The sequence below is a fragment of the Spirosoma taeanense genome (assembly GCF_013127955.1).
In the GTDB taxonomy this organism is placed as follows: Bacteria; Bacteroidota; Bacteroidia; order Cytophagales; family Spirosomataceae; genus Spirosoma; species Spirosoma taeanense.
The window spans coordinates 5,351,794-5,375,922 of record NZ_CP053435.1 but is presented as its reverse complement, the minus strand read 5'-3'; the positions used below and the strand labels follow the sequence as shown (position 1 = coordinate 5,375,922).

Below are 24,129 nucleotides of genomic sequence, written 5' to 3'. Positions count from 1 at the left end.
TGTATGAAATCGCTTCGAATTATTATTCCGGTAGTATTGCTGATTGCTCTGTTCGTAGTGTTCGGCGTGCTGCCGCGTATCCGAAACAACCAGGAGCTAAAAGCCGAAGCCAATGCTGAGCGTAATCGTGAGGCCATTGTCAACGCAGTGCCCCTCAAGCAAGGCTCCGACACAACCGGCCTGACGCTACCCGGCCAGATACAGCCTTACCGCCAGACTCCACTTTACGCCCGGACGCAGGGCTTTTTACGTCGGTGGTATGTCGATATCGGCGCGCAGGTTAAAGAAGGACAGTTGCTGGCAACAATTGACGCGCCCGAACTGGACCAGGACATCGCTCGCGCGAAGGCCGATCAGCAACTTGCCCAGACAAATCTTGACCGGCTGCAAAGCGTTCAGCTGCCCGGTGCTGTAGCCCGTCAGGATATCGATACGCGCCGGTCGGCGGTGACGGTGGCAGACGCTAATTTGGGGCGGTTGCGGGCGTTGAAAGCGCTCCAGCAGATCCGTGCGCCGTTCAATGGGGTCATCACCAGCCGTACTGCCGAAAATGGCGCGTTAGTTTCGCCCGGTGCGGGACAGCCGCTGTTTACCATCTCCGAACTGGGGACGCTGCGGGTATTTGTGGACGTACCGCAAACGTATTTCCGGTATGTGAAAGTAGGCATGCCTGCAACGGTTATCGTGCCTGAGCTGAAAAATCAGACATTTTCGGGGAAAGTCGTCCGGACGTCGGGGACGTTACGGAGCGAGTCGCGGACGTTGCTAGCCGAAGTTGCCATTCCCAACCCTAGGCAGGAATTGCCCTCGGGTTTGTATAGTCAGGTCAAATTCAATATGATCGCGGCTAACGCCCCCGTACTGATTCCGGCTAACGCCCTGCAGATTACCCCCCAGGGGCCGCGCGTGGTTGTGCTTGACCCAGACCAGCGGGTGCGCTTTGTGCCCATTACCCTCGGCCGTGATTATGGAACAACCATCGAAGCTGCCAGCGGCCTGACCGGTCAGGAACGTGTCGTGACGAATCCAAACGACCGCCTGCGCGACGGTCAGAAAGTTCGGCTTCACAAGCCGGCCGCCGAAAAAACCGTAGCTCAGCGATGAAGATATTTTTAGGTAGTGTTATTGCAATCAGTGCTCTGGTTTTGCGGGTAGGGGCTCAAACGGCCCCTCTGAATGCCCCGGGGGGAGCCGTAACAGTTCAACCCGGTGGCAGTCCGGCCGGGGGGACCGGAACCATTCAGTCACCGACGCCCAGAACCGGCGTAACGCCAGTAGCCCCGAACGGAACAGGCTCCGCAACCGATGGGCCGGTTCCCGCTTTGACCATCAGCGGTTTTCGCCGGTTTGCCGACCCGACGCTCGAAAGCCTGATTCAACTGGGTCTGGATAATAGCCCGAACCTGCGGGCCGCTCTGAGCCGACTGGAAGAAGCACGTATTCGAGTGCGGGTAGCGCAGTCGTTTCTGTCGCCATCGCTACGTAGTTCGGCGCTTATAACAAGCCAGAGTTTATCCGAGCGTCGGCCCGTGGCGATTCCTACGTCTTCGGATCGATTGCCCCGGTTTCAGTTAAACACCTTTCAGCTCTTGCCAATCGATGCGAGCTACGAACTGGATCTGTTCCGGCGTATTCGCAGCAATATTGCCGTTGCCGATTTACAGGCGCAGGCGAGTGACGCCGACTTTCAGGCCTTCCGGCTTACGCTGGCATCCGATATTGCCCGGACGTATCTGCTGATCCGGGGGAACGACGCTGAGCAGGCCGTTTTTCGCCGGAATATGCAGTCGCGCGATACGACCCTGTCGATTCTGCGGGAGCGTTTTCGGGTCGGGCTAATCAATCAGATTGATGTGCAGCGGGCCGAAACAGATTATGCCGGTTTACGGGTAACGCTTAAAGGCCTGGAGCGCGCCCGCGTTGAACTCGTTAACGGACTGGCACAGCTCTGCGCGCAGGACCCTACCCAATTCTCGATTCAGAGCGGTACGCTACCGGCCAATGTACCGACGTATCCGTACGCCAGTGTATCGGCCGAGCAGCTCCAGCGCCGGCCGGATTTAGTGCAGTTTAACCGGCAGAACCAGATCGCAAACGCCCAGATCACCCTTCAGCAGGCAAGCACGCAGCCCCGGGTTACGCTGGTCGGCTCAGGCGGTGTCTTATCAGGACGTATCGGCCCCTGGTTTACGCCCAGTAGTGCTACTTATCTGGTAGGTGTCAACGCGTCGGTGCCGATCTACGAGGGGCATCGCGCCCGGCAGAATATAGCCCTATCGCGCCAGCAGGCCCAGACCGCCCAGCAGACGTACCAGCAGGCTTTACAACTCGCTCAGCGCGACGCCGAAACGGCCCTGGATAATCTGGCGCTGCTTCGCGAGCAGCTGGGACTGCAAACCCAGACGCTTGCTCTGGCCCGCCGAACCGAGCAGTATAACCGTGAGCTTTACGTCCGGGGCCTGGCTACCTATCTGGAAGTTCTGGATGCGCAGCGCACAATTTTGACTGCTGAACAGCAGCTTGTTCAGCTCCGCAGCCAGGAAGCGCAGTTTGCGGTGTCTTTACTGCGGGCTGTAGGCGGAGACTGGTAATCGATTAGGGAATGGCTACTTGTTGTCCATGTTACCGTCGTAAAGTATCCATTAACTAAAAAATCTGAACATTTCTGGGATATATGGGTAAGTTAGTAGCAACTTTGTTTCTTTATTAGTCTATTCCTTTAGTTCAGTATCAATGAATCATACCTATGTCATCATCATGGCAGGGGGCGTCGGAACTAGATTCTGGCCCTTTAGCCGGACAAGTTATCCAAAGCAATTTCATGACGTGCTGGGTACCGGCCGAACGCTGCTTCAACAAACCGCCGACCGATTCGATGGAATCTGCCCACCCGAAAATATCTTCATCGTTACCAGCGCACTCTACAAAGACCTTTGCAAGCAGCAGTTGCCGCAGCTGACCGACGATCAGATTTTATGCGAACCCGTTGCCCGGAATACGGCGCCCTGTATCGCTTACGCCTGTTATAAAATTGCCCAGAAAGATCCGGAAGCGAACATCGTGGTTGCCCCGGCCGATCATATCATCCTGAAAGAGGAAGAGTTTAAACGAACCATCCGGACGGCGCTCGACGCGACAAAGGATCAGGATATTCTGGTGACGCTTGGTATCCAGCCGAGCCGCCCCGATACCGGCTACGGCTATATCCAATACATTCCGGAAGCCGGCGAGACCATCAAAAAAGTTAAAACGTTTACCGAAAAGCCGCATCTGGAACTGGCGCAGCAGTTTGTTGACAGTGGCGAGTTTGTCTGGAACGCGGGTATTTTCGTCTGGAACGTACGAGCCATCAATAAAGCGTTCAGTGAACACCTGTCTGAGGTAGCCGAGATTTTTGAGGAAGGTAAAGACGCCTACTATACCAATCAGGAAGAAGCGTTTATTGACAAGGCTTATTCGCTGACCAAAAATATCTCGATCGACAACGGCGTTATGGAAAAAGCCGGCAATGTTTATGTCGTGCTGAGCGATTTTGGCTGGTCGGATCTGGGTACCTGGAAGTCGCTGTATGAAGTGTCGGACAAGAACGCCGATCAGAACGTAGTGGATGGCCACGTTATGCTTTACGATACCAAGAACTGCATCATCAAAACGCCCAAAGACCGTTTAGTGGCCATCAATGGTCTGGACGGATTCATCGTTGCGGAATATGACAACGTCCTGATGATCTGCCGCAAGGAAGACGAGCAGAAAGTGAAAGCCTTTGTTGCCGATGCAAAGGAACAGGGTGCCGAATTTGTATAAAGTGCAGTCAGTAGAGAGCGGGCTCTGGCATCAAATCCGGAGCCCGCTCAGTTATTTATCAATTGCCCCGGCTGAACCGTGAGAACTGTACTACGGCCAATTGGCGTCCTGCTGGTGCTGGCTGGCTTTCTCGTAACCTGCAAAGACACTGCCCCGGTTTTTTCGCCGGGTGCCAGCGATCCGCGCGTTACGGGGACCTGGCAACTGGTCGAACGGCGATTTCTGAAAGACTCTTTGTATACCATCCGGCAGGATACGACCACCATTACACGTGATACGAGCTTTTTTGTGACGAGACGGTATGCGCCAGCCTCTCCCCAGACGCTTACGTTCGCGACCGACGGCAAACTGAGCGCCTACGGTACCGAGATGACGTATTATTACCCCATCAATTACTTCCGGGTTGATTCGACCTTCGACGGTCTGGGCGTTGACCTGTTCATTACGACCAACCGGGCTACGGTGCCGTTTCGGCAGGGTGTAGCTTTTCAGGGCGATACGCTGGTGCTGCTGCCCAAATGCTACCGCCGTGACCAGTGCGATCCGGAACACTATCTGAAGTTTATCCGGGTACGCTGATTAAAGCCTATGCGCCCAACTGGCTGCTCCAGCCCTGCGCCCGAATGGGTGTCTGCTGCCCGGCTTTCGTCGCTAGAACAATCTGAGTTGGGTCGGCCGTGAGGTAGCCGATGGCCGTTATTCGAGCGTTGGTCGCGAGTTTGTCAAACTCCTGCGGACGTACCGTAAACAGAAGTTCATAATCTTCCCCTCCGTTCAGCGCAGCCGTCACCGGACTAATTTTAAACTCGTCAGCCGCCAAATGCGTCTGGTCATCGATGGGTAAATTTTCATCAAAAATAACCGCGCCCGTTCCCGACTGGCGGCAGAGGTGAAGCAGTTCAGAAGCTAGGCCGTCCGAAACGTCAATCATGGCCGTTGGCAGTACACCCAGGTCGCGCAGTTCATGAACCATATCGGTGCGGGCATCGGGACGAAGCTGCCGCTGCACCAGATAGGCACGCTCTTCGGAAAGATTCGGCTGCATATTCGGATCGGCCAGAAATACCTGCTTTTCACGTTCCAGCAACTGCAGGCCCAGATAAGCCGCGCCCAGATCGCCCGTTACGCAGACAACATCATTAGGCTTAGCCGTATTGCGGTACGTAATCAGGTTTTTAGGCACTTTCCCCAGCACCGACACCGAAATGATCAGCCCCGACCGGGATGAGGTCGTGTCGCCACCCACCAGGTCTACGTTATACGCCTGGCACGCGGCCCGAATTCCTTCGTATAGTTCATCAACGGCCTCGACCGGAAACCGGCTGCTCAAGCCAACGCCTACCGTAATCTGCACCGGCAAACCATTCATAGCGGCAATGTCTGACACGCCGAACGTAACGGCCTTATAGCCGAGATGTTTTAGGGGAACGTAGGTCAGATCGAAGTGAATTCCCTCAACCAGCAGGTCGGAAGTCAGCAGGCCATAGCTGTCGCCCCAGTCGAATACGGCGGCATCGTCGCCAATGCCGAGCCGGGTTTCCGGATGCGTTGGCGACGCAGTTGCCTGCCGGATACGTTCAATTAAGCCGATTTCGCCGAGGGTATTTAGATCAGTCATGCCAAAGAAAGTTGGAAGTTTGCTAAACCAGCAAACAAGAAAAAGCCGTTCCGCTTGACCTACGGAACGGCTTTTCATAAAAAATGGTTTGCGAAGACCCTACGGATTCGAGAGCGTATACTTATTGGTGGAGTTACCTGTTTTCTGGCTCTGCGATGTACGGGTAAGCACTAATTCATTGTCGCTGATTGAGTTAATTGTAAATTCAATTGAACCATTAGCGCCAGTCGGGGAAGGGTTTAGATTAGTCAGTACAAGGCGTGTATCTGAAGGAACGGAGTATTGTCCAACGAAGGTATTCCCGTCGAACTCGGTATATTTAACGGTTGGGGGAGCGCTCAGATCGAGCTTGAAACTACTATAGTTCCGGACATTGGCAGTGGCGCCCCGGGTATAAACTGTCGCTGTGTTTTCATCCACCGTGCGAGCCGTCCATACCTTGGCAATTCGTTCTGATATCGGCACTGGCTTAGGCTTACTGCATCCCGACAGTACCGCCAGAAACGTCGTTATCGAAAGAAAAGCAATGTAATGAGTCTTTCTCATGGTCAATTATTGCGTATAAACAGAAGTGGCTAAAGTTACGCTATTTTTGTGTTCATCAACAAATCCCGCGACCGGAATAATCGCCTGATTGACTAAACGGCTGTCATGACGCCCACCGACCCGAATCTGTTAAAATCATACACCCGTTCACAACTTGCATTACGTAATGGAAGCGATCGCGACGAGATCTGGTGCGCCTACGCGGGCCTGATCTACGATGTATCGGCTTCGCGGCTCTGGCGTAATGGGAAACATTACGAACACTGGGCCGGCCAAGACCTGACTGCCGAACTCGCCGATGCGCCCCATGCCGAGTGGGTGTTTGACAGGTTCCCGGTAATCGGCAGGCTGGCTTAATTCATGCCTATACTATGAACGTCCTCATTGCCGACAGCGGCTCGACTAAAACGGACTGGCGGCTAGTTACGTCTTCTGCAGCGCCCCGCGCCATACAAACGGATGGATTTAATCCGTATTACCAGACGACTGAACAGATTTCCACGACATTACGGGCCCAGCTACTACCGCAGCTCGGTGGAGTATCTGTTTCGGTTGCCTATTTCTACGGAGCCGGGTGCAGCGGTTCGGCTGTTAACGTCGTTGTAGCCGATGCATTACAGTCTGTGCTGCCCGATCTACTGGCTGTTGATATTAACAGCGATATGCTGGGCGCAGCCCGGGCTGCTGCGGGCCGTGAACCCGGGATTGTGTGTATTCTGGGAACCGGTTCGAACGCCTGCTGCTACGACGGCCAGCAGATTGCGCGGGGTATTCAGTCGCTTGGATTCTGGCTCGGCGATGAAGGCAGCGGGGGTTATCTGGGTAAAACACTCGTGCGCGATTTTTTCCAAGAACGGTTACCAGCCGATTTACGGACAATATTTGCTGCCCGTTATGCCCTTGATAGGCCGACGCTGCTGGAGAATGCTTACCAGAAACCGTTTCCAAATCGCTACTTCGCTTCGTTTACGCCGTTCCTGAGTGAAAACAGAACCCATCCACACATCGTTGCCTTACTGGAAGACGCGTTTAATCTGTTTCTCGATACGTATGTCCGTCGTTTTCCGGAAGCGAATCAGTGGCCCGTGCATTTTGTTGGCTCTATAGCCTACTACTTCGCCGAATCGCTGCAGGTGGCAGTTCGCCGAACGGGGCTGGCCATGGGACATATTCTAAAAGCACCTGTCGAACGGCTGGTTGATTTTCATCGGCAAACTGCGTAACGTACCTTTGTAGAGGTTTATGAAGCGGTAGGGGTTCTGACCACCGCAAGCTGGAAACCGGAACAGGTTTCCGCATTTATTTGATTACGAATGGCAAATCGATATTTCTTAAAAGTTAAAGATGTAGTCCGGGAAACGCCCGACGCCGTCACCATAACGTTCTGGCATCCTCTCAATGAAGAGGTTCGTTATCAGCCGGGGCAGTTTTTAACGTTTCTGTTAAACGTGAACGGCCAGAAAATCCGACGTTCCTACTCCATGGCCTCTTCGCCCCATGTCGACGTATCGCTGGCGGTGTCGGTGAAGCGGGTACCGGGTGGGTTGGCCTCCAACTACCTCTACGATCACGTAAAGCCCGGCGATATTCTCGAAACGCTGGAGCCAATGGGCAACTTCGTGCCGAAGCTGGATGCTAACACTCGGCGACTCATTGTCCTTATTGGCGCGGGAAGCGGTATTACGCCCCTGTTTTCAATGGCTAAATCGGCTCTGCACGTCGAACCGAACAGCCGCGTGTGGCTTATTTACGGCAACCGAAACCAGTCGTCGATTATCTACAAAGCGCATCTGGACGCGATGGAGCAGGCTTACGGCCGGTCGCGGTTTCAGGTTACTCACGTTCTGAGTCAGCCGAACGCTGGCTGGAACGGCCCGGAAGGGCGCCTGAATCAGCACACGCTCACCCGGCTTCTGGAGCAGGTTCCGGCAGCCGAACGTCAGAATGCCAGCTTTTACCTGTGCGGACCCGATGGCATGATGGCGGAGGCCCGTTCGGCGCTCGCTTTAGTAGGCATTCCGGCCGATCGCGTTCATAAGGAAAGTTACGCAACGGCGCCCGTTGCCGCTGGCGAATTGGTTGAAGAGCCTATGACGGCTGGCGATGCAGGGTCGCCCGAAGTAACGGTGCTTTATGAGGGGAGCGAGTACAAATTCGCCGTTGCTCCGCACCAGACTATTCTGGAAGCGGCTCTGGACCTGGATATTGATCTGCCCTATTCGTGTCAGGCTGGTATGTGTACGGCCTGTATGGGACGTTGCATCTCGGGTAAAGTAAAACTGGACGAAGAAGATGGTCTGTCCGAATCAGAACTGAAAGCAGGTTACGTGCTTACCTGCGTCGCGCACCCGGTTGGGCGCGATGTCGTTATTGAGATCGAGTAAGATGTAAAGCAATACCATAAAATGGCCTGACAACTTCGAAGTTGTCAGGCCATTTATTTTAGCCGTTAAATTGGTGCTTCCGGAAATAGGAAACCGAATTCTGACTATGAGTAGCTGAAGCCCTGCTGAACGCTTATTTATTCGAAAGAAGACAAGATCCGGCTTTCCCGATTATTTCGATTGTATGAAGAATATCATTCCTGGTAGCGTTAGTGTCCTTGCCCTGGCTGGTTTGCTGGTGGCTTTTCGGCCGCAGCTTATGTCGCCTTCAACGTTGGTCGCTAACCGCTATGCCGCCCGGCCCAAGAACATTATTTATATTCTGGCCGACGATCACCGGTACGACTTCATGGGCTTTACGGGCAAAGTGGCGGGTCTGAAAACGCCTAACCTCGACCGCCTTGCTAATGAAGGCGCTCATGTGCGGAATGCCTTCGTCAGTACCGCCCTTTGCTCACCCAGCCGGGCCAGTATCCTGACCGGGCAGTATGCGCACACGCACAAGGTGGTCGACAATTTTGCCCCGCTGACGCCGGGTCTGAAATTCTTTCCGCAATACCTCCGGCAGGCAGGCTACAAAACGGCCTTTCTGGGTAAGTGGCACATGGGTAATACCGACGATTCGCCCCAGCCCGGGTTTGACTACTGGCTGAGTTTCAAAGGGCAGGGTGTGTACTACAACCCGACTTTTAACATCAACGGCAAGCAGGTTACCCACGGCGACAGTAGCTATACCACCGATCTTTTGACCGACTATGCGCTGAAGTGGCTGAACTCCCTAAACAAAGACAAGCCGTTTTGCCTGTATTTATCCCACAAAGCTGTCCACTCCGAATTCCAGCCGGCCAGGCGCCACCGGGGCATATACCGCAATATGCCCATTAACTACCCCCAATCGATGTATCTGACGGCTTCCGATACCAGTACGATCTGGGGTCCTAAGCCGTCGGCTAGTCCCGAAACCAAAGCGTTAAACGTGAACATGGCCGACATGCCCAGCTGGGTTAAACAACAGCGGTATAGCTGGCACGGAGTCGATTATCTCTATCATGGCGCGATCAGTTTTAATGACTTTTACCGCCAATACTGCGAAACGCTCATGGGCGTCGACGACAGCGTTGGACGGGTGCTGAAGTGGCTGGAAGATAATAACCTGGCCGAAACCACCATGGTTGTTTACATGGGCGACAATGGCTTCAGCTTTGGCGAACGGGGGCTGATTGACAAGCGGCATATGTATAAGGAATCGATGCGCGTACCCCTGCTGGTACGTTGCCCTGCTATTATAAAGCCCGGTACGAAACTGGACCAGGTCGTGCAGAACGTCGATATTGCACCAACGTTTCTGGCCTACGCAGGCTTGACTAAACCGGCCCAGATGCAGGGAAATTCATTCCTGTCGTTCCTGAAGGGCGAAACAATTCCCTGGCGTGACCGGGCGTTTTATGAGTACTACTGGGAAGCCGATTTTCCGCAGACGCCGACGATGTTCGGGGTTCGAACCGGGCGTTACAAGTATATTTTCAATCATGGCGTGTGGGATGCCAACGAACTATATGATTTACAGAGCGACCCGCAGGAAGTCAACAACCTGATTCGAAGCGCCGAACACCAGGATATCGCCAAAGATTTGCGAAATCAGGTATTCGACTGGCTCGAATCGACTAATGGCCTGCAGATTCCTTTGCATCCTGTTCGGCAGAAACGCTTTGATCACCGCTACCGCGGCACCTACTAACTAATGATCTGTTCACGTCTGGTATTTACGCTGATTGGTAGCTGTCTGGGCTTTGGATTCTGGGGATGCCATTCGGCAACGGATTCAGAACAAGCGTCCAGAGCAACGACCCAAAGTCAGTCTGGCCAGCAGGGGGCTGCGGCTACTGCTACAGACGGCAGCACAAAAGGCATGGTCTGGATTGGCGGAGGAACCTTTCAGATGGGAGCCGATGAGTTTCCGGATGCCCGCCCCGTCCATGAGGTCTCGGTAAAGGGCTTCTGGATGGACGAGCATGAGGTGACCAATGCGCAGTTTGCCGAATTTGTCAGGCAGACGGGTTACGTTACGGTGGCTGAGCGGCCGCTGAACCCCGACGATTTTCCGGGTGTTCCGGCGACTCAGCTGGTGCCGGGTTCGGCGGTGTTTACGCCACCCGCTCAGAAAGTATCACTGGCGAATCCACTACAGTGGTGGCAGTACGTGGGCGGAGCGAGCTGGCGGCATCCAAAAGGACCGAATAGCACCATCAACGGACACGAAAACGACCCCGTTGTGCACGTCAGCTACGACGATGCCGCAGCGTATGCGAAATGGGCCGGCAAACGCTTACCGACCGAGGCCGAATGGGAGTTTGCCGCGCAGGGCGGTAGAGGACCGAATACGTATTACTGGGGCAGTGAGTTGAAGCCGGGTGGCAAATGGATGGCGAACATCTATCAGGGCGATTTTCCGCAGCAGAATACGTTGGAAGATGGCTTTGCTGAAGCGGCTCCCGTGAAAACGTTTCCGGCTAATCCGTATGGCCTGTATGATATGGACGGTAATGTCTGGGAATGGTGCCAGGATTTATACCGGCCTGATTATTACGTACATTCCCCTACGAACAATCCACAAGGACCAGCCGATAGTTACGATCCCGATGAGCCGGGCGCGGTTAAGCGCGTACAGCGTGGGGGCTCGTTCCTGTGCAGCGACCAGTATTGTACCCGCTATAAAGCTGGAAGCCGAGGGAAAGGCGAGGTGAGCAGCGGCAGCAACAATCTGGGTTTCCGGTGCGTGCGAGACAAATAAAGACGAGCAGGTTTGTCAGACCTGCCCGTTATAAAGTGTGCTATCTCTCTACTGCTTATTACCAGAGTCTGGCTTAGTCCGGTTTGGGTATCGGAGCAACCTTTGGAACCGTAGCCGGGCGGGGTGGTCGGGCAGGCGTAGCGGGCACAACCGGTGCTACGTGAACATTTGCTTTAGCGGGTGGTGGCGGAAGAGCCGGTAGGGCGGGACGAGCTGCTTTGGGTGGGCGAGGTACCCGGCTGGGCCGTGCTGGCCGACTGGGTACATCCGGGGGTAGCACGGGGGCAAACGCATCGGCATGCTGATCAATCTGATTCTCAAGCCGCCCTACCTGCTCCTGCAGCGCTTCGGCCTCCTGTTCCAGTTTCGCCAAAGGTTGCCGTGCCGACTCCAGTTTGGCCTGAAGGCTCTGAAGCTGTTGATTCATCTCTTCAATACTCGCTTCCTGTTTCCGAATCTCGGGCTGCAGCGCCTGAAGCTGCTTTTCAATCTCGGCCTGGCTTAGTTTCTGTTGCCCCTGCAGGAGCCGCTGGTGCTTCTCAATCAGGGCGTTCCGCTGCTCCATTAACTTTTCTTTACGCCACTCCAGTATCTCCTGACTGCGCTCTACTTCCTCAACCGGAAACCGCATCTTTTCCATCTGAAGCTGTAGGGTCTGCATCTGCTGAGCACGTTGCGCCATAATCTGACTTAAACTGTCCATCCGACGCTGCTGTAAGGCCCGCAGACGATCAAGCGTATCCGAAAGTGGCTGAAGCGCTGTAACGGAACCTAATGCGTTGTGAATAATGCCGTTGTAGTCGATGCGCTTTACTTCCTTCAGCACACCGTCCACGTTAACCGGAAACGTACCCGCATCATTAGCCGCTTCAAACGCGGTCGTTATTATGTTGTTGTAGTCAATCTGAGCCAGACCTTTGTTCAACTCATCCATGCCCTCGCCGAACGAGTGCCTGGTTTCAATCAGCGTCAGCAGGATGTCGCGGTCGGCCTGAGGAATGTTATCAAGGGTGAGTTGTCCGGCCATCACCTGATCATACTGACGCTGTAACCGCGCGACACGACTGGCAGGCAGTTTATGCCCTTTCCAGATGATATATTCTACTTTTTGCTTGTCTGAAACGGCAAACTCCACACCGGGAGAGACGTTATGGCGTCGGGTTGGTTTGGGCTGAGTCGTGCGGGGTTTGGGCTCGTCCTGTTTCTGCTGCACCGCATAAACGGATGCACTTACCAACAGGAGGGTTACCAAGGTCAGACCGGCCAGATTGCCATTGGATACCAGCGGCTGCGTAGGTACACCTAACATTCGCCGAACGCGTTGGAGCAGTTGCCGTTTGCCGGTGAAAGCCATGGCCAGGGCAGGAGCTTCCGTCTGCGCCAGGCGCAGTTCCTCAACGCGGGCCAGGGCCTGTGCCAGAATACGGCCATCGCCCCCGCAGGCCATTACGGCCAGGTCGTCGCAGCAGTGTTCGCGCTCTTCCCGTACCCGGGCCGATAACCACCAGAGGGCAGGATGGAAGAAATAAAGCACCTCGACCAGCGATTGCAGCAGGTTGACGGCGTAGTCGTGACGTTTTACGTGCGCCAGTTCGTGGGCCAGCACCGCTTCAATTTCGCGCATACTCAGGCCAGTTGTCAGGCCAACGGGCAGAAGCAGCACCGGTTTCAGAATGCCAACGACCATGGGTACGGCAATCCGGGCCGACTCGCGCACCTGCACTACAGTGTTAATGTCTAACGTTGATCGCAGACTGGCGGTTAGCTCGGTCCAGATGGACGTAGCGGGCTGAATCGCCGAACGGCTCAGGCGCTGCAGATAGACCCAGCCACCCACGAGTCGCAGGCCAAAGAGCGCTACGCCAATCAAGTACACCAGCACAAACTGGCTCAGGTGGTTGCCTAAAAACTGCTGAACCTGCTGGTGCCAGGGCAGGGTTTGGGCCATGGTTTGGACTGTACCCCAGCGAATCAAAACAGGCTGAGTGATTAATTGCTGAGGCATCGGTGCCGTCAGAGCTGGCCGGTAACACCAGACGAAGGTAGCTGCCGAGGCAACAACCTGAGTTAGCAGCGTCAGCACACCCGCCTGATAACGTAAAGCGCTCGATCGGTTGCGCAGATGGTGGAGAAGGAGAGCTGCGGGTAGCACCAGAGCGAAGCCCTGCCAGACAGCATGAAGCAGCGTCCAGCCCAGCGCTTCGGCTACCGGGCCCGACAGAAATTGGGATAAGTTCATGAACGTAATGGTCATTGTGTTTCGTAAATCCCGTAAGCGTACTAACGTTGATTCCTGCTATTCTGAATCCAGACGGCTCAGCAGGTCCTTAATTTCATCCAGTTCCTGGCGGGAGGCTTTATGCTGACCCAGCACCTGCATTACCAGTTTTGACGCCGATCCCCGGAAGGCTGTTTCCACAAAGCGATCCACAAGCCCACGCTGGGTGTCTTCTTCCGTAACGGCGGCTGAGTACGTATGCGAACGACTGTTCCGCTCCGGATCGGTGTCGCGGGTGAGCAGTCCTTTTTCGTGCATAATCTGCATCAGTTTTAGGGCCGTTGTATAACCAATATCCCGACTTTGGCTTAGGTTCTCGTGGACCTGCCGTACGGTACTGGGGCCATTGGCCCAGAGCACATGCAGGATCTCCAATTCGGCATCTGTTGGCTTCATGATCCTTCTACGAATAGTTTCGTAGCAAACATATACGAACAATTTCGTAGATGCAAGGGAGTGAACAAAAAAGTTTTACAACCGCTTATTTTAGGACAGCAACCGCATTTGACAAAAAGCTGCTAGCTTCAGGCTGAATACACAACGAATCATTAGGCAAGGCAGCGCTTCTGTTGCCTCATATATATGACCTCGAACGAAACCCTGCAACTGCCCACCCGGCCCGCCCGGCGGTTCATCCGTGAAGACCTGGAATTGACGAGTTGGGACGACGTAAAATCATTTTATGACGATCTACTGAATCGCCCTGTTACCAGCAGCATTGAACTACAGCAGTGGCTGATGGATCGCAGTGAGCTGGAGTCATATTTAAGTGAAAATTTCGCCTGGCGGTATATCCAGATGACCTGCGATACGGCCAATGAGGACCTGGTGAACCGACTCAATTTCTTCATCGAGGAAATTCAGCCGCCCATGACCGCCTATGGCAATGACCTTGATCTGAAGGCCATTAATAGTCCATTCCTGAGCGATCTGACCGATGAAGGCTTCGACGTAATGGTGCGCGGTATGAAAAAAGCCATCGAGATTTTCCGGGAGGAAAACATTCCGCTCCAGACCGAAATGCAGACTGAGGAGCGCAAATACGGAGCAATTGCCGGTGCCATGACCGTAACGATGACTGGCACCGACGGCACTCCGGAAGAAATGACCCTTCCACAGGCCAGTGATCTGCTGCAATCTACCGACCGCAGTGTGCGTGAGGAAGCCTGGCGTAAAATCTGGGAGCGTCGATATCAGGATCACGTTACCCTCGATCAACTCTTTGACCGGCTGCGCGACCTGCGCCACAAGATGGCTACAAACGCCGGTTTTGCTAACTTCCGGGATTACTCCTTTGCTGCGCTTGGGCGCTTTGACTATACGCCCCAGGATTGTTTTAACTTTCATGAATCGGTGGCCGACGCGGTAGTGCCGCTGCTGAACGAACTGGCCGAAGAGCGCAAACAAAAACTATCGGTAGACCCGCTGCGGCCCTGGGACGCAAAGGTGGACGTAGAAGGCTGGCCAGCCCTGAAACCGTTTGAGTCGGGCAGCGAACTCATCGAGAAAACCATTACCTGCTTCGACCGGCTCGACCGTGAGCTGGGTGATGACCTGCGTATCATGCGGGCGATGGGCCATCTTGACCTGGAGTCACGTAAGGGGAAAGCCCCCGGCGGTTATAATTATCCGCTCGAAGAGATTGGCGTGCCGTTTATTTTCATGAACGCTACGTCGAGTCTGCGTGATCTGGTAACGATGGTACACGAAGGCGGCCACGCGGTTCACTCGTTCCTGACGCGCGATCTGCCGCTAAAAGCGTTTCGCAACCCACCCATGGAAGTTGCTGAACTGGCGTCCATGAGTATGGAACTGCTGTCAATGGACCATTGGGACGTTTTTTTCTCGGATCCTGATGAACTGCGTCGGGCGAAACGCCAGCACCTCGAATCAATTATTGAAACGCTGCCCTGGGTAGCAACCATCGATAAGTTCCAGCACTGGGTGTATGAACACCCTACTCATTCTGTGGAGGAACGCCGTGAGCAGTGGGCCCGCATTTTCGACCAGTTTGCCGACCGGATAACTGACTGGACAGGGCTTGAAAAGTATAAAGAATACTACTGGCAACGGCAACTGCACCTCTACGAAGTTCCCTTTTATTACATTGAATACGGAATTGCGCAGTTAGGGGCTATTGGGGTCTGGCGAAATTACCGACGCGATGCCCAGCGAGGTTTAGCGGGGTACAAGAATGCCCTGAGCCTGGGCTACAAAGCGCCGATCCGCGATATCTACGCGGCTGCTGACGTCCCGTTTGACTTCTCCCGCGAACACATCCGTGAATTGATGCGTTTTGTGTGGGAGGAGTTGGAAAAATTGAAGGATTGAAACCAGCAAGCTGTTGGAAACCTTACGGGTCTGGATTAATTTTGCCGAATCAATTCGTAATCAAGTGGCTATGAAACGCGTATTTAGTGCAGGGTTACTGGTCGCAGCGGTGTTGTCGCTGGCGTCTTGTGACTACCAGAAAAATAACACCATCCGTCAATCAGACCCTCGGGCTCGCGACTTCAGAGCCGACTACCGGGCGGGAGATCCGGAGGTGTATGGTACTGGGAAAGATTCAGCAGCGGTGCAGTCCAAATATAAATATACACCCAACCCGGCGCTGGAAGAACGGACGCAGAAAATTCGCGAAAAACTGTTTGGTGCTGGCACCATTGGTGAGGGGGCGTAAAGAAACAGGATTCTGCCAATAGTAAAGCCCGGTGTGCCGGTGCTCTATAAAGGTTAAAAAGCGACGGATTGGTCATCTATAGCCGGTTCGTCGCTTTTTGGCGTCCAATTCGTGGTGTACACTTTTTTTACGTTACTTTGCTCACTTAAAGGCAGGCGGGTTTTAGTACTTTTCAGGTAAATGACCTGCTGAAATCTCTATAAACGCTATGAACATTGCATTAGTTACGGGTTCAGCCGGACTGATTGGGAGTGAGGCTGTTGCCTTTTTTGCCGATAAGTTTGATCTGATCATTGGTATCGATAACAACATGCGGCAGTATTTCTTCGGAGCCGACGGCTCTACGGAATGGAACCGCAACCGACTCACCGATACTTACGCTACCTATAAGCATTATACCGCCGATATTCGGGAAGTGTCGCAACTGGAGCCAATTTTTCGCGAGTACGGCACGGATATTAAATTAGTTCTTCATACGGCTGCGCAGCCTTCGCACGACTGGGCTGCTCGTGAGCCGTTTACCGACTTTGGCGTAAATGCCGTTGGTACGCTCAATATGCTGGAGATGACCCGCCTGCACAGCCCCGAAGCGGTATTCATTTTTACCTCGACGAATAAAGTTTACGGGGATAATCCAAATTTCCTGCCGTTGATCGAGACCGAAACCCGCTGGGAAATCGACCAGAATCATCCTTATTTCGAAAACGGTATCGATGAGCGTATGAGCCTCGATCATACCAAGCACTCCGTTTTCGGTGCGTCGAAGGTTGCCGCCGATATCATGGTACAGGAATACGGACGGTATTTCGGGATGAACACGGGCGTATTCCGGGGCGGGTGCCTGACGGGACCGAACCATTCGGGAGCGCAATTGCATGGCTTTCTGAGCTACCTTATGAAATGTGCCATTACCGGCAATCAATACACCATTTTCGGTTATAAGGGCAAGCAGGTTCGCGATAATATTCATAGCTGGGACCTCGTGAATATGTTCTGGCATTTCTACCAGAACCCGCGTCCGGGCGAGGTTTATAATGCTGGTGGCGGACGTTACGCGAACTGCTCAATGCTCGAAGCCATTGCACTTTGCGAAGAAATATCGGGCAACAAAATGAACTATCAGTATTCGGAAACCAACCGCAGCGGTGACCATATCTGGTATATTTCAGACCTGAGCAAGTTCAAACAACATTATCCCGGCTGGAACTGGACGTACGATCTCAAGGAAACGATGGTGCAGATTCACGATAGTATGGCCGCCCGTCTGGCGGTTCTAAAGTAACTACTGTTTTTTCAGCTATAAAATGCCAGCGCGTTCGACTGGCATTTTTAGTGTTATCCTGATGCCTCATTTCGATACGAATCCAACTCTGTACTGGCTGGCTGTATACGTCCTATGTTGGGGTATGATATGGCTCACGGTACGGTCTGCGGTCGACAAACGAGTGTTTTTGGCGTCGGCGTTTCTGCTGCTGTTCCTACTGCGTTTGCCGAGCATCGTGTTTGATTCTGAAATCAATCCCGATGAAAGCCAGATGATTACGCAGGCGCTGACGTTACGTAGCGATCCGGTTTATTTTCGCTCAGTTGACGGTACAACGGGCGGGCCTTTGGATAGTTATTTCCTGATTGTACCCAGCCTGTTCGGTCTGCCGTTCGATTATATTACGGCCCATCTGACCGCCTTTGGGTTAGTGGCGCTATGCCTGTGGTTCCTGTTTCGAACGGCCAGTTTATGGTTTGGCGAGGGAGCCGCCCGCTTAGCGTTAACTCCTATGGTGTTCATGCTTGGATTAACGCAGAACGGCGATTTTCTGCATTATAATAGTGAATTGATCGCCCTGCTGCTGCTCAGTGGGAGCTATTACCTTTACGCTCTAGTTATACGTCAGCCATCTCCTTCGTTGGGCCGCGTTGCCCTGATCGGTTTGTTGCTGGGCATGGTTCCGTTCGGGAAATTACAGGCGGTTCCGCTGGCAGCCGTGGTCGGGTTATTCGTAGGGCTTGACTTACTGACCCGTCCGAATCTGAACGTGTCTGCTAAGGCTGCCCGGATTGGTGTTCTGGTTCTTGGCGGTATTACCTTCCCGTTGGTGTTTGTGCTGTTAACGTGGATCAATAGCGTGTATAATGATTTCGTTACGTTCTACATCATCGGCAACTTTCGGTATGCCAACGATAGTAATCAACTCGTGAGTTTGCTGCGGCTGCCTATTTTTTTTGAGAAAGGCAGCGAATTTGACTGGCTTGTTAAGCTGACAGGTCTTATCTGGCTGGTGGGCGTAGTTGTGGCTCTGCGTCGTCGGATTCAAGCTAACCGGTCCCTCTGGCAAGTCGGCGGGTTTGTGGGCGTTCTGCTGGTTGCTACGTTGATAGCGATTACCCGAACCGGTTCAGAATATGTGCATTACTTATACTTCCTGACCGGACCGCTCTTCTTTCTGCTGGCTTACGGATGGCAGCAGTTACGGCTTAGCAACCAAATGGCTCAGTGGTTTCCCATTGGCGTATTGAGTATATACTTATTGCTATTTGGCATTCAGGCAGTCCAGCGTTATAGGCAGGGCATCGCTCTGAATCCCTACTCGTCCGAAGGGCAGGGCGGATGGGCGGTGCAGCAGTCGCCCGTGTCGAAAGAAATTCGGAAGTATGGCCGGCCCGGCGAAAAATTGGCCGTCTGGGGCTGGCGCTGCGATTATTACGTTCAGACGCAGATGCCGCAGGGTGTAGCCGAAAATCATACCATTCGCAGCACGTTTGCACACCCTATGCGCGATGACTACCAGAGACGTTACGTAAAGGATTTTAAGCGATCAAAGCCCGCTGTTTTTGTGGACGCCGTTGGTAGTCAGAACTTATGGATGACTGACCGTAACAGCCAGGGGCACGAAATTATTGGACCTTTGCGTCAATTCGTTGCGACAAATTATCATTACGCCGGGCTTGTTAATGACACCCGGATCTATGTTCGTAACGACCGGGTAGCCGCTCTGAAATGACGGCATTTTCGAACTTGAATCTATACTAACCGAATCAATGAATTACGACCGTATTTACCAGTACCGATTTCAGCAAATCTCACACGAGAAAAAGAAGGTTATCTGGACCATAATCGCCAATTATTTTTATAAGCTCCTGGGCCAGCCTAAGCGGGTGCTGGACTCGGCAGGCGGCATGTGTGAATTTATCAACGCTATTCCCAGCGAGGAACGATGGACCGTTGATATCGTTGAAGAAGTGAAAAAATTTGCCGCACCCGAAGTTAAACTCGTTATTGGTGACGTACTGACGGTTGATTTGCCCGAAAACTACTTCGATGCGGTGTTTATTTCCAACTTTTTGGAGCATCTGCGTAGCCAGGAGGAAGTCGCTTTCTTTCTGGGGCGGATGCACAAATGCCTCAAACCGGGTGGCCGATTAGGCGTAATTGGCCCGAATTTTAAATACTGCTACCGCGAATATTTCGATTTTGCCGATCATACGGTCGTATTATCGGAACTGGGCGTAGCCGAACACCTCTACGGAGCTGGTTTTAAAGTGACCAAAGCGCATTCACGCTTCCTGCCTTTATCGTTCCGGGGCGGTTTACCGGTTCACCCCCTGCTGGTAAAGCTGTACATGAATATGCCGTTTGTCTGGTGGGTGTTGGGAAAGCAGTTTCTGTTCATTGCCGAAAAAGTGCCCCTCGAAAATAGAACAAGTGACTCCGGTTTGACGTACCATTAAGGGAGTACGTCCCATTCCATTCACGTACCGAACCAATTATGTGGACTAAACAAGGACTTATTTACAAGCCAGACGGCTCGATGCCCTTTAGCCGGACGCACGCCCAGGTGCCGTTCGGGTATCCAATGGATGACCGGCTGCGCGTTTATTTTGCTACCCGCGACGATAACACGTCGTCGGCTACTTCGTTCGTAGAGCTTAATCCGGATAATTTATCGGAGGTGGTTTACGTACATGACAAGCCGTGCCTGACTAAAGGTGCCGTTGGCATGTTCGACGAATCGGGGGCTATGCCTTCCTGGTTTCTGCCCGTTGGCGATGAAATCTGGCTGTATTATACCGGCTGGAACCGCAGCCAGACGGCAAGCTACCGGCTGGGGATTGGTCTCGCCGTGAGCCGCGACGGTGGGCTGACGTTCGAGCGGAAATACACCGGACCGCTGCTGGATCGGTCGATTTACGATCAGGTATGGGTAGCGCAGCCGTGCGTCATGCGCGAGGGAGATACCTGGCGGATGTGGTACCTCTCCTGCACCAAGATTGAGGTCATCAACGATCATCCCGAGCCGTTTTACGATGTCAAATACGCCGAGTCGTCTGATGGTATCCGGTGGGAACGTACCGGTCAGGTTTGCGTAGGTTATGATGAGTTTACGGACGCTATTGGCCGCCCGACGGTATATAAGGACGGAGATTTGTACAAAATGTATTTTTCGTACCGAAACGCCACTAACTACCGGACGGACGTACAGCGTAGTTACCGCATCGGTTATGCCGAGTCGACAGATGGTATAACCTGGAATCGGAAGGACGATCAGGCCGGTATCGGACGGTCGACAGAAGGCTGGGATTCGCTGATGATGGATTATTGCCATATTTTTCCTCATCGCGATCAGTGGGTTATGTTTTATAACGGGAATGGATTTGGCGCGTCGGGGTTTGGATACGCTACGCAGCCGGCCACAAACTAAGTCGGTTTCTGCAAATTTGTATTTTACATAGGTAGCGGCCTATTTTGTGATAAATCCGTAATCAAGACAGTATGAAAGAAGTAGCAAAGTATCTCATAAAAGTTGACGCCGAATTCAAAGACGGTCAGATTGTTACCGAGATTCCGTACGAAGAGGTGATGCGGTTGGTTAACGAGCCGAACATCGTTATCATTAAGACGGGTATTCCTAACGAAAAACTGGCTAAGGTGATTGCTGATACGCGTCAGTGGGCCGATAAAACACCGTTGGCCGAAGGTCCCGATACATTCGATAACAATCAGCATAAGCAACGGCTGCACATCGCCAAGATTCAGCAGGCGCCACAGCTTTTTCACGACCATACCTTCGATGCTATTCTGGACCTGGAGACGGAATTCCAGCAGACATTGCTGAGCGTTTTCGATCCAATGCGGGGCTTCTGGAACAACCTGACCGGGAATAATGAATCATTCGGAATCCGGAAGGGCGAACCGTATTTTCACCCGCAGGTAACGCACTACCCACTGGGGGGCAGTTTCTTCGGACGGCACTGGCACCCGCTTAACCCGCAGAAGGTAGGCATGATTCTGGCCCTTAACCAATATGGGCAGGATTATACGTCGGGCGGAACGGGTTACGTTATCAACGACCATATCGTCGAGACAGAAGGCTATCAGGACATGGGCGACATGATTCTGTTCCGCTATGACCTGCCGCACTGGGTGAGTCCGTCGAGTTTTGCCGACCGGTTCAGCTGGGAAGATCCCGCCGGGCGTTGGGTATCCATTCTGCCATTCTATAATCCCTGGGGAACCCCCGCTGAGAAGGACGAGCCGCAGGGCTGGAAAGCGCATATTCAAACGGCGAAGAATACGGCATCGGAGGCAACCGTTTAATCAGGAAATACGGCATCGGGCCCGGCAATTAACGTCCCGTTCGTTCGTATCTTTGCAACCAACCGGAAACCCGGTTCGCGCTACAGGTTGCGCGAAGCCGGGTTTTTGTTCTCTTTATGGTCAAAGTCAGCGTTCTGATTATCACCTACAACCAGCAGAAGTTCATCCGCAAGGCTATTGATAGCGCTCTTGCCCAGCAAACGACATTTCCTATCGAGATTCTGGTTGGCGATGATTTTTCGACGGATGGTACCCGGGAAATTATCCAGGAGTATGAACGTAATCACCCCGGTCTGGTTATCGGCGTTCTTCATCCACGTAACATGGGTAAAAACGGCGGAATCAACTTTCTGGAAACGCTGAAGCTGGCCAAAGGTGAGTATTATGCGCTGATGGATGGTGATGACTACTGGACAGATTCGCTGAAGCTGCAGAAACAGGCCGATCTGCTGGACGATCACCCCGACTATTCGACTGTCTTTCATAACGCGCTCATTACGTATGAAGATGGTACGCCTTCGCACCTGCTCAATGGACCCGATATGAAGCCATTTTATACGGTGGATGACCTGATCGGGGAGGATGAAATCTGGTTTATGGCAACGTCGAGTACGTTGTACCGCAATAATATAAAAGAGTATCCGACCTGGTTCCGGGAGTCGTCGAGTGGCGATATCCCCCGGTTGATTCTCAAAGCCAAACTTGGGAAAATCGGCTACATTCCGGATGTAATGTCTGTGTACCGGAAGAACCGCGGAGGAGCCAGTTACGCGGATAATTACTATGACGAAACGTTTCTGCGCAACCGGATTCAGATGTACCGCGATATTAACCGCGAGCTCGATTATAAATACGATCGAACACTACGCCGGAACATCGCCCGTTATTATCGAATGCTGCTGGATGCCAAACAATATAAACAGAGTTATTTCCGCCGGGCGTTCTATGCGCTGAAATACCTGCATTTAGGTCGGCCGGACTGGGAAAAAACAAAGCTTGTGCTACGCGATTATATACTGCCCAGGCCCGTCAGTAAACTTTACAGCACGATCCGGTTGCTGCCGCATCGTAATTAATCCGAAAGCCTGGAACCGCGATACAAAAGACAACAAATACCAACGGTGAACTGAATCGACATGAAGCTAAGCGTCGTCATACCAGCCTATAACGAAGAAGAATCGTTGCCGCCCACCCTGCGGGTGCTGTACCAGACTCTGGCGAAGCACGGCATTCCGCACGAGATTTGCGTTACGAACGATAATTCCAAGGACGGTACGCTGCGAGTTTTGCAGGAGCTGGCGGCAACCGAAATCCCGACCCTGGTGCATTTTACTAACCCAGGTCCCAACGGCTTCGGCTATGCCGTTCGTTACGGACTGGAACGCTTCACCGGCGATTGCGTGGCGGTGTTCATGGCCGATATGTCCGACGATCCGGAGGACTTAGTGAAATACTATAACAAGATGCTCGAAACAAACGTCGATGCCGTGTTCGGGTCGCGTTGGGGTAAAGGCGGGAAGGTCATTGATTATCCGCCCCTCAAGAAATTCATCAACCGCATCGCTAACTTCATCGTCAAGATGGTTATGGGCATTAAGTACAATGATACGACGAATGCCTTCAAGCTATACAAACGCGAGACGATTGAGGGCGTGAAGCCGTTTCTCTCTCCTCATTTCAACTTAACAGTCGAATTACCGCTGAAGGCCATTGTACGGGGGTATAGTTACGCTGTTGTGCCAAATAGCTGGACAAACCGGAAGTACGGCGAATCGAAGCTAAAAATCAAAGAAATGGGTAGCCGGTATTTTTTCATTCTGCTCTACTGCCTGATTGAGAAATACTTTTCGCGGGGAGATTTCCGCAAGAAGTCGGCAGTACCCGTAGCCCAGACCGTTAGTCGTTGATTGTTGTTGCCCTGCCAGTCACCGTATTACGCTGGTATTGATAAAATACGGTTGGTTAGTGGGCAAAGAACCCTTTAATACCCGGAATCTGATAGATCAGCAGGGTTTGCAGGACCGCCCAGAATACCCCGCTGATGAGCATGTAGAGCAGCAACTGCCCCCGATTAACCCGAAACGAAACCGCAATGGCCGTACCGCCGATCGGGGTCAGCAGCAATGGGGTTAACAAGGCGATACCAATCATGCCCGAACGTTTCCAGATGCGAACGGCCATGCGGGTGCGACGCGTAAACCGTTTTGGACGCTGGGAACGGTATCGGTTGAGCAGGGACTGTAGCGCCACACCTGCATACGTAACTACCACGACGCTCAGCATCATTCCCAGCGTTGTACAAAGTGCCGTTTCAAGCCAGGTTAGGCCTAACGTAGCACCCGTCAGTGGGCCACCCACAAATTTGATTGTGCTGGCGAAGATGACCGAAGCGTATTTACCAAAGTGCATATTACAAGTTTGCTCAAACAACGACC

The 24,129-nt window shown here is 53.0% G+C and carries 23 protein-coding genes; 18 read left to right on the top strand and 5 right to left on the bottom strand.

All coding sequences use genetic code 11. From position 1 onward, the window contains the following. The first annotated feature begins 3 nt into the window (after positions 1 to 3). The 4 genes from HNV11_RS22350 (at position 4) to HNV11_RS22335 (ending at position 4,383) form a co-directional block, all read left to right on the top strand. A complete protein-coding gene (locus HNV11_RS22350) occupies positions 4 to 1,104 on the top strand; it encodes an efflux RND transporter periplasmic adaptor subunit (protein WP_171741779.1) in 1,101 nt (366 codons plus the stop codon). Then, on the top strand, positions 1,101 to 2,591 hold the full coding sequence (locus HNV11_RS22345) for an efflux transporter outer membrane subunit (protein ID WP_171741778.1): 1,491 nt from the start codon (positions 1,101 to 1,103) through the stop codon (positions 2,589 to 2,591). The genes HNV11_RS22350 and HNV11_RS22345 overlap by 4 nt, the downstream gene beginning before the upstream one ends. A 142-nt stretch (positions 2,592 to 2,733) precedes the next feature. Further along, positions 2,734 to 3,804 carry a mannose-1-phosphate guanylyltransferase gene (locus tag HNV11_RS22340; RefSeq protein WP_171741777.1) on the top strand — a complete coding sequence of 357 codons (1,071 nt, stop codon included), beginning with the start codon at positions 2,734 to 2,736 and terminating at the stop codon, positions 3,802 to 3,804. Between the two features lie 78 nt (positions 3,805 to 3,882). Further along, complete coding sequence (locus HNV11_RS22335; RefSeq protein ID WP_240163646.1) at positions 3,883 to 4,383, top strand: hypothetical protein; 501 nt, start codon at positions 3,883 to 3,885, stop codon at positions 4,381 to 4,383. A 7-nt stretch (positions 4,384 to 4,390) separates the two neighbouring features. Here HNV11_RS22335 and thiL read toward each other — a convergent pair whose 3' ends face one another. Beyond that, positions 4,391 to 5,422 (bottom strand): thiamine-phosphate kinase, encoded by a 1,032-nt coding sequence (thiL, locus tag HNV11_RS22330; RefSeq protein ID WP_171741776.1) that lies wholly within the window; start codon positions 5,420 to 5,422, stop codon positions 4,391 to 4,393. Positions 5,423 to 5,521: 99 nt separating this feature from the next. Then, entirely contained in the window at positions 5,522 to 5,968 is a 447-nt protein-coding gene (locus tag HNV11_RS22325) for a hypothetical protein (protein WP_171741775.1), read from the bottom strand. Between the two features lie 105 nt (positions 5,969 to 6,073). Here HNV11_RS22325 and HNV11_RS22320 point away from each other — a divergent pair, with 105 nt between their 5' ends. From HNV11_RS22320 to HNV11_RS22300, 5 genes are all read left to right on the top strand, one after another. After that, on the top strand, positions 6,074 to 6,325 hold the full coding sequence (locus tag HNV11_RS22320) for a cytochrome b5 domain-containing protein (protein ID WP_171741774.1): 252 nt from the start codon (positions 6,074 to 6,076) through the stop codon (positions 6,323 to 6,325). 14 nt (positions 6,326 to 6,339) lie between these two features. Beyond that, the gene (locus HNV11_RS22315) at positions 6,340 to 7,191 is read left to right on the top strand and encodes an N-acetylglucosamine kinase (RefSeq protein WP_171741773.1); all 852 of its coding nucleotides are present in this window, start codon (positions 6,340 to 6,342) and stop codon (positions 7,189 to 7,191) included. Positions 7,192 to 7,281: 90 nt separating this feature from the next. Next, positions 7,282 to 8,352 (top strand): ferredoxin--NADP reductase, encoded by a 1,071-nt coding sequence (locus HNV11_RS22310; protein WP_171741772.1) that lies wholly within the window; start codon positions 7,282 to 7,284, stop codon positions 8,350 to 8,352. Positions 8,353 to 8,536: 184 nt separating this feature from the next. Next, positions 8,537 to 10,090 (top strand): sulfatase family protein, encoded by a 1,554-nt coding sequence (locus tag HNV11_RS22305; RefSeq protein WP_171741771.1) that lies wholly within the window; start codon positions 8,537 to 8,539, stop codon positions 10,088 to 10,090. A gap of 3 nt (positions 10,091 to 10,093) precedes the next feature. Beyond that, entirely contained in the window at positions 10,094 to 11,143 is a 1,050-nt protein-coding gene (locus HNV11_RS22300; RefSeq protein ID WP_171741770.1) for a formylglycine-generating enzyme family protein, read from the top strand. Positions 11,144 to 11,216: 73 nt separating this feature from the next. On the opposite strand, the gene HNV11_RS22295 is transcribed toward HNV11_RS22300, so the two are convergent. Then, positions 11,217 to 13,382 (bottom strand): M56 family metallopeptidase, encoded by a 2,166-nt coding sequence (locus HNV11_RS22295; protein WP_171741769.1) that lies wholly within the window; start codon positions 13,380 to 13,382, stop codon positions 11,217 to 11,219. 57 nt (positions 13,383 to 13,439) lie between these two features. After that, a complete protein-coding gene (locus tag HNV11_RS22290) occupies positions 13,440 to 13,817 on the bottom strand; it encodes a BlaI/MecI/CopY family transcriptional regulator (protein ID WP_171741768.1) in 378 nt (125 codons plus the stop codon). A 186-nt stretch (positions 13,818 to 14,003) separates the two neighbouring features. Here HNV11_RS22290 and HNV11_RS22285 point away from each other — a divergent pair, with 186 nt between their 5' ends. The 9 genes from HNV11_RS22285 (at position 14,004) to HNV11_RS22245 (ending at position 23,601) form a co-directional block, all read left to right on the top strand. Then, positions 14,004 to 15,752 carry a M3 family oligoendopeptidase gene (locus HNV11_RS22285; protein WP_171741767.1) on the top strand — a complete coding sequence of 583 codons (1,749 nt, stop codon included), beginning with the start codon at positions 14,004 to 14,006 and terminating at the stop codon, positions 15,750 to 15,752. A 70-nt stretch (positions 15,753 to 15,822) separates the two neighbouring features. Beyond that, positions 15,823 to 16,101, top strand: a complete 279-nt coding sequence (locus HNV11_RS22280; RefSeq protein WP_171741766.1) for a hypothetical protein — start codon at positions 15,823 to 15,825, stop codon at positions 16,099 to 16,101. 208 nt (positions 16,102 to 16,309) lie between these two features. Then, complete coding sequence (locus tag HNV11_RS22275) at positions 16,310 to 17,383, top strand: NAD-dependent epimerase/dehydratase family protein (protein WP_171741765.1); 1,074 nt, start codon at positions 16,310 to 16,312, stop codon at positions 17,381 to 17,383. A gap of 124 nt (positions 17,384 to 17,507) precedes the next feature. After that, positions 17,508 to 19,100 (top strand): hypothetical protein, encoded by a 1,593-nt coding sequence (locus tag HNV11_RS22270; RefSeq protein WP_240163644.1) that lies wholly within the window; start codon positions 17,508 to 17,510, stop codon positions 19,098 to 19,100. Positions 19,101 to 19,137: 37 nt separating this feature from the next. Further along, positions 19,138 to 19,827: a class I SAM-dependent methyltransferase gene (locus tag HNV11_RS22265; protein WP_171741763.1), complete on the top strand. Its 690-nt coding sequence runs from the start codon at positions 19,138 to 19,140 to the stop codon at positions 19,825 to 19,827. 38 nt (positions 19,828 to 19,865) lie between these two features. After that, a complete protein-coding gene (locus HNV11_RS22260) occupies positions 19,866 to 20,798 on the top strand; it encodes a glycoside hydrolase family protein (protein WP_171741762.1) in 933 nt (310 codons plus the stop codon). A 71-nt stretch (positions 20,799 to 20,869) separates the two neighbouring features. Further along, positions 20,870 to 21,694: a hypothetical protein gene (locus HNV11_RS22255; RefSeq protein WP_171741761.1), complete on the top strand. Its 825-nt coding sequence runs from the start codon at positions 20,870 to 20,872 to the stop codon at positions 21,692 to 21,694. 116 nt (positions 21,695 to 21,810) lie between these two features. Next, a complete protein-coding gene (locus HNV11_RS22250) occupies positions 21,811 to 22,770 on the top strand; it encodes a glycosyltransferase family 2 protein (protein ID WP_171741760.1) in 960 nt (319 codons plus the stop codon). Between the two features lie 60 nt (positions 22,771 to 22,830). Then, positions 22,831 to 23,601 carry a glycosyltransferase family 2 protein gene (locus HNV11_RS22245; RefSeq protein WP_171741759.1) on the top strand — a complete coding sequence of 257 codons (771 nt, stop codon included), beginning with the start codon at positions 22,831 to 22,833 and terminating at the stop codon, positions 23,599 to 23,601. A 55-nt stretch (positions 23,602 to 23,656) separates the two neighbouring features. Here HNV11_RS22245 and HNV11_RS22240 read toward each other — a convergent pair whose 3' ends face one another. Next, positions 23,657 to 24,103 carry a hypothetical protein gene (locus tag HNV11_RS22240; protein WP_171741758.1) on the bottom strand — a complete coding sequence of 149 codons (447 nt, stop codon included), beginning with the start codon at positions 24,101 to 24,103 and terminating at the stop codon, positions 23,657 to 23,659. Positions 24,104 to 24,129 lie beyond the last annotated feature (26 nt).